The organism is Duganella hordei (genome assembly GCF_040369125.1).
Taxonomy (GTDB): domain Bacteria; phylum Pseudomonadota; class Gammaproteobacteria; order Burkholderiales; family Burkholderiaceae_D; genus Rugamonas; species Rugamonas hordei.
In genome coordinates this window covers 556,732-568,670 of sequence record NZ_BPWI01000003.1, presented here as the reverse complement: position 1 = coordinate 568,670, position 11,939 = coordinate 556,732, and the positions used below count along the sequence as shown (strand labels likewise).

General features: G+C 64.8%; 10 protein-coding genes. 5 read left to right on the top strand and 5 right to left on the bottom strand.

Annotated elements, in window-relative coordinates; translation table 11 throughout:
• Positions 1 to 87: 87 nt before the first annotated feature.
• From ABWW33_RS10645 to gudD, 5 genes are read left to right on the top strand one after another with little or no spacing between them, the layout of a single operon-like run.
• A complete protein-coding gene (locus ABWW33_RS10645) occupies positions 88 to 1,986 on the top strand; it encodes a hypothetical protein (protein WP_353401383.1) in 1,899 nt (632 codons plus the stop codon).
• A 7-nt stretch (positions 1,987 to 1,993) separates the two neighbouring features.
• Positions 1,994 to 2,374, top strand: coding sequence for a 5-carboxymethyl-2-hydroxymuconate isomerase (locus ABWW33_RS10640; protein WP_353401381.1), 381 nt, complete (start codon positions 1,994 to 1,996; stop codon positions 2,372 to 2,374).
• A 17-nt stretch (positions 2,375 to 2,391) separates the two neighbouring features.
• Positions 2,392 to 4,302, top strand: coding sequence for a glycoside hydrolase family 2 protein (locus ABWW33_RS10635; RefSeq protein ID WP_353401379.1), 1,911 nt, complete (start codon positions 2,392 to 2,394; stop codon positions 4,300 to 4,302).
• 2 nt (positions 4,303 to 4,304) lie between these two features.
• On the top strand, positions 4,305 to 6,524 hold the full coding sequence (locus ABWW33_RS10630) for a glycoside hydrolase family 3 N-terminal domain-containing protein (RefSeq protein WP_353401377.1): 2,220 nt from the start codon (positions 4,305 to 4,307) through the stop codon (positions 6,522 to 6,524).
• 23 nt (positions 6,525 to 6,547) lie between these two features.
• Complete coding sequence (gene gudD / locus ABWW33_RS10625) at positions 6,548 to 7,891, top strand: glucarate dehydratase (RefSeq protein WP_353401376.1); 1,344 nt, start codon at positions 6,548 to 6,550, stop codon at positions 7,889 to 7,891.
• Here gudD and ABWW33_RS10620 read toward each other — a convergent pair whose 3' ends face one another.
• The 5 genes from ABWW33_RS10620 to ABWW33_RS10600 form a co-directional block, all read right to left on the bottom strand.
• Positions 7,892 to 8,626 (bottom strand): substrate-binding periplasmic protein, encoded by a 735-nt coding sequence (locus ABWW33_RS10620; protein WP_353401374.1) that lies wholly within the window; start codon positions 8,624 to 8,626, stop codon positions 7,892 to 7,894. It abuts the gene before it with no gap.
• 50 nt (positions 8,627 to 8,676) lie between these two features.
• A complete protein-coding gene (locus ABWW33_RS10615) occupies positions 8,677 to 9,573 on the bottom strand; it encodes a LysR substrate-binding domain-containing protein (RefSeq protein ID WP_176652181.1) in 897 nt (298 codons plus the stop codon).
• 274 nt (positions 9,574 to 9,847) lie between these two features.
• On the bottom strand, positions 9,848 to 10,123 hold the full coding sequence (locus ABWW33_RS10610; RefSeq protein ID WP_176652182.1) for a YkgJ family cysteine cluster protein: 276 nt from the start codon (positions 10,121 to 10,123) through the stop codon (positions 9,848 to 9,850).
• 12 nt (positions 10,124 to 10,135) lie between these two features.
• Positions 10,136 to 10,900 (bottom strand): alpha/beta fold hydrolase, encoded by a 765-nt coding sequence (locus ABWW33_RS10605; protein ID WP_353401371.1) that lies wholly within the window; start codon positions 10,898 to 10,900, stop codon positions 10,136 to 10,138.
• Positions 10,897 to 11,913 (bottom strand): M14 family zinc carboxypeptidase, encoded by a 1,017-nt coding sequence (locus ABWW33_RS10600; RefSeq protein WP_353401369.1) that lies wholly within the window; start codon positions 11,911 to 11,913, stop codon positions 10,897 to 10,899. The genes ABWW33_RS10605 and ABWW33_RS10600 overlap by 4 nt, the downstream gene beginning before the upstream one ends.
• Between the last annotated feature and the right edge of the window lie 26 nt (positions 11,914 to 11,939).

The window sequence follows — 11,939 nt, the reverse complement described above, 5'->3', positions numbered from 1 at the left end:
TTCGCGCAAGGCTTTACCTGTCCGGCAAAATCAAATAACATCAGTTAAACGTTTTCCATAAAATTACCAATCTGAGACGCCCACCCCATGACTTCCACCCGATTCCGCCTGAGCGCGATTGCGCTTGCCATCTTCACCACCACCGGCGCCGCCGTCGCGCAGACAGCCGCAGTGCCCGCAGTGTCATCGCCGGCCAGCTACGTGCCGCCGCTGGCGACCGCGCCGATGAACCGCATCGTCCAGGACAACGCCTACAAGCAGCTGGACTACTTCTTCAAGAAGCTGGTCGCGGAAAAGGAGGCGGTCGTCATCGACGGCTATGCGCCGTTCAAGTCGGGCGACAAATTCCTGCCGGGTAAAGTCGCGGCGGGCCTGGGCCACGTGCTGCTCAACAGCGCCAAGGACGACCCGTCGCTGCCGCAACGCCTGCGCGACTACCGCGACATCGCCGACATGACCGTCGGCATGGACAACCACACCTGGGGCATCTACTACTACATCGGCACGCTGGTCAAGCTGAAGGAGGCGGGCCTGCTGGAGCAAGCCGTCAGCCCGGCCACGCTGGAGAAACTGCGCAAGCAGCTGGACTGGCGTACCTTCGTCACGGTGCCGCAGTATGAGCTGATCAACCTGCCGACCAACTACTACGGCGTGGCGTTCAGCATCGCGCGCCTGCGCATGCTGATGGGCTGGGAGGACGACAGCGGCGCCAAGATCCTGCTCGACAGGATGCTCACCCACTACAAGAAATACTCGGGCAAGTTCGGCTTCTCCGATGAAACCGACGGCGAGGGCCGCTTCGACCGCTACAGCATCCTGCTGATCGCCGAGATCTGCGAGCGCTTCCTGGAAACCGGCCTTGAGCCGACGCCGGAACTGAAAGGCCTGCTGCGCAAGGCGGCCGACATCGCCCTCAACGTCGGCAACACCGCCGGCGACGGCTTCAGCTTCGGCCGCAGCCTCGGGCCTTACGGCGAAACGGCGCTGGTCGAGATCCTGTCCGTGTCGGCCTTCCTCGACGTGCTGACGCCGGAAGAGAAGCAGTATGCGTATGCCTTCTCGTCGCGCGTGGCCGCCCGCTACATGGACTTCTGGTACGACCCGGGCATGAATTCGCTGGACATGTGGGGCAAGGGCCGCCGCACCGACGCCTATCGCGGCAAGCACCGCATCCTTGGCGAGAACTTCTCGCTGCTGCACCAGCTGATCTACACCAACGACACCTGGAACAAGGCCGGCATGAAGGACGTGGCGCCGAAGGCCGACCTGCAGGCGTGGCTGGACAAGAACCGTCCGCAGTTCAGCACCACCACGTTTGCGCAGGGCGAATACGACCGCGCGCTGACGATTTTCCGCGATGGCAAGCACGTCGTCAGCCTGAACATCATCAACGGCGGCAGCAGCCAGCATGACAACAGCCCTTACTATCCGCTGCCGTTCGCGCCGGGCATCGTCTCCGGCGTGGCCGACAGCGGCGGCACGCATGCGCAGCTGCTGCCGAAGTTCACCATGGCCGACGGCGCGCAGCTGATCGGCGCGGCCTGGATCAAAGACATCAAGACCCGCCAGGACGGTCAGCGTTACACTGTCAGCTATCGCCAGGATGAGCTGGACCGCCTGGGCAAGAAAGGGCCGGTCAAGGACAACCGCATCAAGCTGCAGACCACTTACACGCTGGAGCACGGCCAACTGACCCGCAACGACGTCTACACGCCGGTGGGAACGCAGGAAGTAGACAAGGTGGTGCTGGAATTCGCTTCGTTCTCGGAGCAGCCGACCATCAAGGGCGGCACAGTCACTTTCGCCAAGGGCGACGTCGGCGAGTACAGCGTGGCCGGCCTGCAGAAGTGCGAAGTGGCGCCGACCAATGGATCCAAGGATTTCATGGCGCCGTACGGTGCGATGAAGTCGCTCGTCACCTGCAGCACCGGCAAGCTGACGATGAAGGAACCGTTGACGATCAAGTGGACCATCAAGTACCAGTAAGGACATCATGCCGCACCTGAAAATCGAATACACCGCCAACGTGGACCAGCACGCCGACATCGGCGCTCTGTGCAAGACGCTGTCGCACACATTGGTCACGCTGAAGGATGCCAATGGCGCACTGGTGTTCCCGCTGTACGGCACCCGGGTGCTGGCTTATCCGGCGGCGCAATACGCGGTGGCAGACGGCGAACAGGGACGCGCGTTCGTCTACATGAACATGCGTATCACGCCCGGCCGCAGCAATGAACTGGTGACGGCGGTCGGCGACGCCGTGCTGGCCGCCGCCAACGAGTATCTGGCACCGGTGCTGGGCAAGCTGCCGCTGCGCCTGACGTTGCATATCGACGCCACGCCGCCGGCATACGAAGGTAAATTCAGTAGCTAATAAAAATTGGAGACACGATGCGCAGTATGTTGAAGCTGTTGTTGGTATCGGGATGCCTGTCGGCGATGGCCGCCGCATGGGCGCAGGACGACCAGGCGCCGGGCCAGGCGTTGGTGGTACCGGCCGCCCGCGCGGGCATGGTCCCGGCAGTGCAGTCGGCGCATCCGCCGACGCTGCATAACATCTACGGCCGCAGCCACCTGCTGCTCGACGGCCGCTGGAACTACATCATCGATCCCTACGAGGCCGGCTACTACAACTACCGCCACCAGCCGTTCGACCAATCCGCCACCGGTTCCGGCGGTTTCTACGACGACCGCAAGCCCAAGGACAAAGGCGAATCGGTGGAATACAGCTTCGACGGCTCGCCGACGCTGGCCATTCCCGGCGACTGGAATTCGCAGAACGTCAAGCTGGAGAACTACGAAGGCACGGTCTGGATGCGCCAGCAGTTCCAGTCCGATCCCAAGGAAGGCAAGAAGTACTTCCTCTACTTCGGCGCCGTCAACTACGAAGCGCACGTCTATCTGAACGGCCGCAAGCTGGGCAGCCACAAAGGCGGCTTCACGCCGTTCCAGTTCGAAGTCACGGGCCGGCTGCTGAAAGGCCAGAACACCGTCATCGTCAAGGCCGACAACACCCGCCACCAGGACGACATCCCGACGCTGAACACCGACTGGTGGAACTACGGCGGCATCACCCGCGACGTGCTGCTGGCCGAAACGCCGGACACCTACATCGCCGACTACCAGATCCAGCTGGCCAAGGGCGACATGGGCCGCATCGAAGGCTTCGTGCAGATGAGCGGCGCGCAGCGTTCGCAGGACGTGACGATCACCATCCCCGAGGCGGGCGTCAAGGCCACCGTGCACACCGGCGCCGACGGCCGCGCCGCAGTCAGCATCCCGCTGGCGAAGAACAAGATGCGCTACTGGTCGCCGGAAGATCCCAAGCTGTACACCGTCACCATCGCCGGCGTCACCGACAAGCTGAACGACCGTATCGGCTTCCGCACCATCGAAACGCGCGGCCAGGACCTGCTGTTGAACGGCAAGTCGGTGTTCCTGCGCGGGATCTCGCTGCATGACGAGAACCCCTTGATACCGGGCCGCCTGCGCGGCGAGGGCGACATGCGCATGATGCTGCAGTGGGCCAAGGAGATGAACTGCAACTACGTCCGCCTGGCGCATTATCCGCACAGCGAAGAGATGATCAGGCTGGCCGACGAGATGGGCATCCTGGTCTGGGCCGAGGTGCCGGTGTACTGGACCATCTCGTGGGAGAAGCCGGAAGTCTACGCCAACGCGCACCAGCAGTTGACGGACCTGGTCACGCGCGACAAGAACCGCGCCAGCGTCATCATCTGGTCGATCGGGAACGAAACGCCGGTGAGCGCGCCGCGCAACGACTTCATGGGCAGGCTGGCCGACACCGTGCGTTCGCTGGACCGCACCCGCCTGGTCGGCGCCGCGCTGGAAGTGCACCGCAAGGGCAACGAGGTGACGGTGGAAGATCCGCTGGCCGAAAAAATCGACCTAGCCAGCTTCAACGAATACGCCGGCTGGTACTGGTCCAACAACAAGGAGATGCTGAACTTCTCGTTCAAGGTCAATTACAACAAGCCGGTCATCATCACCGAATTCGGCGCGGACGCGCTGGGCGGCCTGCACGCGGACAGCGATACCCGCTGGAGCGAGGAATACCAGGACCAGCTGTACAAGAACCAGTTCAAGATGCTGGACGCGATTCCCGGCCTGCGCGGCATGACGCCGTGGGTGTTGACCGACTTCCGCTCGCCGCGCCGTCCGCACCCGTACTACCAGGACTTCTGGAACCGCAAGGGCTTGATCTCGGAGACCGGCAAGAAGAAACAGGCCTTCTACACGATGAAGGCATACTACGACCAAAAACAGCAGCAATATAAATGACCATGAAGAAGACTACTCTTGCCCTGGCCGCGGCCCTGCTGCCGCTGCTCTCCCAAGCACAGGATGCCCGCATCGAAGCCAAGGTTGCGGCGCTGATGAAGCAGATGACGGTGGCCGAGAAGGTCGGCCAGTTGCACCAGCTTTCCGGCCGCCAGTTCACCGGGCCGGCCAGCAGCGACTACGCCGACAAGCTGGCCGACATCCGCAACGGCAAGGTCGGCTCGATGCTGAACGTCAAAGGCGTCGCCGACACGCGCGAGATCCAGGCGCTGGCGCTCAAGTCCCGCCTGCATATTCCGCTGCTGTTCAGCCTTGACGTGATCCACGGCTACCAGACGGTGTTCCCGGTCCCGCTGGGCGAATCCGCCTCGTGGGACATGGACGCGATCGCGCTGTCGGCCCGCATCGCCGCGCGCGAGGCCGCCGCTTCAGGCATCCACTGGACCTTCGCGCCGATGGTCGACATCGCGCGCGATCCGCGCTGGGGCCGCGTGATGGAAGGCGCCGGCGAAGACAGCTTCCTCGGCTCGGCCATCGCCCGTGCCCGCGTGGAGGGCTTCCAGGGCAAGCAGCTGGGCGCCACCGATTCCGTGATGGCCACCGCCAAGCACTTCGCCGCCTACGGCGCGGCCACGGCGGGCCGCGACTACAACGCGGTCGACATGAGCAACCAGCAGCTGTTCGAAGTGTACCTGCCGCCGTTCAAGGCGGCGCTGGACGCCGGCGCGGCCACCTTCATGAACTCCTTCAACACGCTCAACGGCATACCGGCCACCGGCAACGCCTTCCTGCAGCGCGACATCCTCAAGGGCAGCTGGAACTTCAAGGGTTTCGTCGTCAGCGACTGGGGCTCGGTGCGCGAGATGGTGCCGCACGGTTATGCCAGCGACCTGGCCGATGCCGCCGTCAAGGCCATCAACGCCGGCAGCGACATGGACATGGAAGGCTACGCCTACAGCCAGCACCTGGAGGACGCCGTCAAGTCCGGCAAGGTCAAGATGAAGACGCTGGACGATGCGGTCCACCGCATCCTGGTCAAGAAATTCGAGTTGGGGCTGTTCGACGATCCTTACCGCTACTCGGATGCCGCACGCGAGAAGGCCGTGCTGAGCGATCCTTCGCACCGCGCCGCCGCGCTGGACGTGGCGCAGAAATCGATCGTGCTGCTGAAGAACGAGCGCAAGACGCTGCCGCTGTCGCGCGAGCCGCAACGCATCGCCGTCATCGGCCCCCTGGCCGATTCCCAGCGCGACCTGGAAGGCGGTTGGGTGGTGCAGGGCGAACGTGCCAAGGTGGTCAGCATCCTCGAAGGCATCCGCAGCCACGCCGGCAAGGCGGAAGTCAGCTATGCGCAGGCTTGCGCCAGCGGCTGCGCCGGCAGCGAGGGCTTTGCCGACGCCGTCGCCACGGCAGCCAAGGCTGACGTCATCGTGCTGGCCGTCGGCGAAACCTGGGACCTGAGCGGCGAAGCCAAGTCGCGCACCGACATCACGCTGCCGGGCCAGCAGGAAAAGCTGTTCAGCGCCCTGAAGGCCACCGGCAAGCCGGTCGTGGTGGTGATGCTGGCCGGTCGTCCGCTGGTGTTCAACACCATCGCCGACCAGGCCGACGCCATCGTCTACGCCTGGTTCCCCGGCACGGAGGGCGGCAACGCCGTCGCCAACGTGCTGTTCGGCGACTACAACCCCTCCGGCAAGCTGCCGATCACCTTCCCGCGCAGCGTCGGCCAGATACCGTTGTCGTACGCGCAGTACAACACCGGCCGTCCCGTCACCGACGAGAAGAACGTGGTCTACAAGTCGGCCTATATCGACTCGGTCAACACACCGCGCTACGCCTTCGGCCATGGCCTGAGCTATACCGACTTCAAATACTCCGGCCTGGCGCTCAGCAGCGCAGCCATGTCACCGGACCAGAAGGTCACGCTGTCGTTCGACCTGGCCAATACCGGCAAGGCCGAAGGCACGGAAATCGTGCAGCTGTATTTGCGCGACATGGTCTCGTCGGTGGTGCGGCCGCTGAAGGAGCTGAAGGGCTTCCAGAAGATCCACCTGAAGCCGGGTGAGCAACGCCGCGTGAGCTTCACCATCGATCGCAACCTGCTGTCGTTCTATAACAGCCAACTGGCGTGGGGCGCCGAAGCCGGCGACTTCAAGCTGATGGTCGGCAGCGCCTCCGACGATATCCGTCTTGAAGGCGAGTTGAAACTGCAATCCAAATAGTCGTAAAAACCGGACCCAGACTAATGAACTCCTCTCGTCAAAGCGCCACTCCCGTTGTTACTGCCATGCGCGTCATTCCGGTGGCGGGGCAGGACAGCATGCTGCTCAACCTGAGCGGCGCGCACGGGCCGTACTTCACCCGCAACCTGCTGATCCTGACCGACAGCGCCGGCAACCGGGGCGTGGGCGAAGTGCCTGGCGGCGAAGCGATCCGCACCACGCTGGAGGATGCGCAGGCGCTGATCGTCGGCCAGCCGGTCGGCCACTACAACGCGGTGCTCAACAAGGTGCGCACCACGTTCGCCGACCGCGACAGCGGCGGCCGGGGCTTGCAGACTTTCGACCTGCGCATCGCAATCCATGCTGTTACCGCTATCGAGTGCGCGATGCTGGATCTGCTGGGTCAGCACCTCGATGTACCGCTGGCGGCGCTGTTGGGTGACGGCCAGCAACGCGACCAGGTGCCGATGCTGGGCTACCTGTTCTTCATCGGCGACCGCACCCGCACCACGCTGCGTTACGCCAGCGACATGGGCGCGGCCGATGCGTGGTCGCGGCTGCGCCACGAACCGGCGATGGATGCTTCGTCGGTGGTGGCGCTGGCCGAAGCGGCCTACGAACGCTACGGCTTCAAGGACTTCAAGCTGAAGGGCGGCGTGCTGCGCGGCGAGGATGAGATCGAAGCCGTCACCGCGCTGGCCGAACGCTTTCCGCAGGCGCGCGTGACGCTCGATCCGAACGGCGGCTGGCTGCTGAAGGACGCGGTCCGCCTGTGTCGCGACAAGGGCGACGTGCTGGCCTATGCGGAAGACCCGTGCGGCGCGGAGGATGGTTACTCCGGCCGCGAGGTGATGGCCGAGTTCCGCCGCGAGACCGGCCTGCCGACCGCCACCAACATGATCGCCACCGACTGGCGCGAACTCGGTCATGCGATCCAGTTGCAGTCGGTCGATATTCCGCTGGCCGATCCGCATTTCTGGACCATGCAGGGATCGGTGCGCGTGGCGCAGCTGTGCCATGAATGGGGCATGACCTGGGGTTCGCATTCGAACAACCACTTCGATGTTTCGCTGGCGATGTTCACCCACGTGGCCGCCGCCGCGCCGGGCAAGATCACCGCCATCGACACGCACTGGATCTGGCAGGACGGCCAGCGCCTGACGAAGGAGCCGCTGCGGATCAAGGGCGGCATGGTCGACGTTCCGGCCAGGGCCGGCCTGGGCGTGGAACTGGACATGGTGGAAGTGGAAGCGGCGCACCAGCGCTACCTCAATATGGGCCTGGGCGCGCGCAACGACGCGGTGGCGATGCAGTTCCTGATCCCCGGCTGGAGTTTCGACGCCAAGCGTCCTTGCCTGGTGCGCTGATCAGCGCAGGCGCATGATGCGCGCCAGTTCGCCGCTCTTTTCAATGGCGTTGATGGCGGCGTTGACTTCGTCGAGGCTGACGTTGCCGTGGCGCGCCACCGCGCACATGGATTGATATTCGTTGACCACTAGCAGGTGGTAGCCCGCAGGCAGGGCGCCTTTTTGCGCCTGCTTGTCGATCATGGTGCGTGCGGCGAGAAAGTAGTCATAGCGGCCGGTCTGCCACTTCAGCAGCGCCAGGTCGGCCGACGGCGCATCGTCGCGGACGAAATCCGCCCCCAGGCGCTGCTCGACCTCCGGGTAGCGGAAGCCCAGCACCGTGCCGATGCGCTTGCCCTTGAGTTCCTCCAGCGTGCGCGGGGCCGGCACGCGGCTCGATGAGACCAGCACTTCCGAGGTGGGGATGAAAGGGCGGCTCCAGTAGACATCGCCCTGCACCCAGGCCGGCACGTAGGCGCACAGGATATCGGTGTCGCCGCTTTCCAGCGCGCCCACCATGCGCTTGCGCGGCAGCGACAGGAAGCGTATCGGCCGGCCCATCCGCCGTGCCAGCGCGATGCCCAGCGCCTCCTGGAAGCGGCTTAATTCGCGCTTGTCCGGCGACGGCCGTTCCTCGCTTTTCTGCACGTAGCGCAGCTCCGCCTTGGCGGCGTCGGCGGCATGGGCGGCCGGCGCCAGCGTCGCGAGCAGGGATACAAGCAGGGATGCAGTGAGGAAGCGGAGGAGTGAACTCATATGGCGCACCGGTTGATGTCCATCCAAGGTAGAGCAATCGCGCGCCGCCGTCAATCCAGCGAGCGTTGCATCTCTTCGATTTCATCCTTCACCCAGGCGCGGAAGCGGGTGACCTTGCTCATGCCTTCCTTGTTCGGGTTGACCAGGAAGCGATAGCCGCGGCCATAGGTGGCGGTGAAGCAGGGCAGCACCTTCAGCGCGCCGCTCAGGATATCTTCGTAGGCGATGGCGTAGTGCGTCAGCCCGATGCCGTGGCCGGCCAGCGCCGCCTGCACCAGCACGGCGGCGTTGGTGTAGGAGCGCGAGAAGTCGTATTTGCCATTGAGGATATGGTTCTCGCGCAGCATGCGGATCCAGTTGTCGGTCGAATCCTCGTACAGCAGCGGGAAGCGCTCCAGATCGGCCAGTTTCAGCCCGTCCTGGCCAGGCGCCAGCAGCGACGGGCTGTACACCGCCACCAGCCGTACCCGGAACAGGAAATTGGGATCGGAGCTGTCGACCGCCGAGATGCGCAATGCCACGTCGGTGCTGCCGTCGTCCATGTCCACCAGGCGGTCGGTGGAATCGATGCGGATATCGAGGTCGGGATACAGCTTGGTGAAGCGGCTGATGCGCGGCACCAGCCATTTGATCGCCAGCGAATGCGTGGTGGAGATGCGCAGGATTTTTTCATCGTCGCCGTCCCGCAGCGCGGCGACCTTGGCGCGCAGTTCGCCCAGCGTGCGGCCGACCGCCACCGCCAGTTCCTGGCCCTTGTCGGTCAGCGTGATGTGGCGCGGGTGGCGCACAAACAGCTCGAAACCGACGGCCTCCTCCAGCTGCTTGACCTGCAGGCTGACCGCCGCCGGGGTCTTGTGCAGCTCCTGCGCGGCCAGCTTGAAACTGCCCCAGCGGGCCGCGCAATCGAAGTCGATCAAGCCGGAAAGTGAGCGCAGCGGTTTGTCCATAGGCTAAGTTTTTCTTACGCTTATCTCGAAAATAACTAGTTTGATAACGCTGGAAGGCCGGAGGAGAATATAACTCATGCGCCGATAAAACTCCATGAGCAAGAAATTATTGCTTGTCGGTGCCAACCAGCCAAGCAGGAGGCAGCCATGATCCAGACCACGATACCCACGACGCCAGCAGCCAAAGTCTGCGAGAGCAAGGAGATCTTGCCTAAATTTTCCGCGGAATTGATGAAGATGCTGGCGCAGCTGGTGACGCTGCGCTGAGGGGCTTTTAATGCGGCGCGGTGGCCCGTTCGAGATCGGCCAGCCAGATCATGGCCGCCTCGCGGCTGGCGCCGCACATGTCGGCGGACGGCTGCAGGCCACCGCAAAAGGCCGGGCGTTCGGGCCGGCCGAAGATCTTGCAGCGGTTGTCGTCGGCCAGCTGGATGCAGCGCACGCCGGCCGGTTTGCCGTTCGGCATACCGGGGATGGGGCTGGTGATGGAGGGCGCCGTGCAGCAGGCGCCGCAGTTCGGACGGCAGTCCAGGGCTGGGGTGGTGTTCATAGGGGCGTTATTTTACGCCCCTTTTTCTCCGGCCAGCCATTTCGCCACCGCCGCGGCGACCCAGGCGCCATCGTCCAGCGGCAGGTCGTGGCCCGCGCCGGGGTGTACTTCCAGCGCCGCGTTCCAATGCTGCGCCAGCCGCAGCGAGCAGCGATGGTCGACCAGCCGGTCGCCGGCGCTGGCCAGTACCAGCAGCGGCACGGCGGGCCGCGCGGCCGGCGCGCGGAAGCGCGCGGCGGACCACAGCTGCCGCAAGGCGTTCCGGCGGCTGACCGGGAACTCGCGCTGATAGCCGAGCCAGCGCTGCACCAGGCCTTCGCGTTCGGCGGCGTCGCCCTTGCTGCTGGTCAGGCGCAGGATCAGGCGTTCCTGGCGCTCGACACCGCCGCGCAGCATCAGCCCCAGGATGCCGGGATAGTTTTGCCAGCGCAGCCGCTGGTGGAAGCGGCTGAACGGCCGCATGCTGGTGTTGATCAATACGCAGCGCTGCACTTCCGCCGGATAGCGGCTGGCCCATTCCACCGCGACCATGCCGCCCAGCGACAGCGCCAGCAGCGAGTAGGGCGGCTGCAATCCGCGCGCGCGCAGGTCCTGGCGGCAGGACTCCACCATCCGCGCCACCGTGGTCGGACTGCGCAGCGCATGCCGCTCGCCGTTGCCTGGCAAGTCCGGCGTGACGATGGCCGCCTCCGGCAGCGCGGCGCCAAGCTGGCCGGGGAAGCGTCCCCAGTGGCGCTGCTCGCGCATCAGGCCGCGCAGCAGGACCCAGTTGCTCATGCGTCGTACCACTGCGTCAGCGCGCGGCGCTGCTGCACCTTGCGCGCCATGCCTTCCGGCCGCCAGCGTCCGTGGCTGTTGGCCGCGCGCATCAGGAAATCGAACCAGATCAGGTGGCGCCGCAGTACGCGCTGCAGGCGGTGCTTGGCGGTCGGATTGAACATGGCGATGCGGTCGAAGATCTGCCGGGGATTCTTCTTTACCCACAGCCACGAGCCCATCTCCAAGGTCAGCGGCAGGAACACGCGCTCGTTGTAGCTGGTGCCGTTCAAATACAGGTAGTCCCACAGGTCGCCGTGGGTGCGGTACTGGCGGCTCTGCGGTTCGAACACGTAGTTGTGGTTGGGGTAGCTCTGGCTGAACAGCTGCTCCAGCGCGCCGATGTCGGCCAGGTGCGGAATCGGCGCGGCCGTGTGCGCGTGCGGGAACCAGATGCGGTCGCGCAGGCCGAAGCCCGAGTGGCAATCGAGCGCCATGCTGAACTGGCGCGACAGCAGCTCGCGCTCGACGAACTCGCATACGGCACGGCTTTCCGGCTCCATCGGCGCGCCGGCCTTGCCGCGATACCACGGCAGGTGATGGCTGAAGCGCTGGCCGCCCAGCATGAACGGCACCTTGTCGACCGCGCTCAGAGGGGCGTTGCGCATCAGGTCCACGCCTTGCGGATTGCAGCGCGTGGCCTGCCACATGCCACCCGGGTTCACCAGCGGCATGAACACCAGCCGCATCGATTCGAGCTGCTGGTGCAGCGTGCTGTCCCAGCGCAGCCGCGCCAGCAGGCTTTCCATGAACGACAGGATGACTTGCGTGCCGATGCGCTCCAGGCCGTGGATGCCGCCGAAGAAGCCCAGCGCCGGCACGTCCGGGCTCGGATTGCCGAGCGCGATCGCATACACCGGGAACTGGCGGCCGTCCATCGCCACCGTGCAGGAGGTGCTCACTTCCAGATGCGGCCCGCCTTCGTCGATCAGACGTTTCAGGGTGATCAGTTCGGGCAGGTTCTTTTCAGGCATGGACGTGGCGCGGAGAGATATGACCG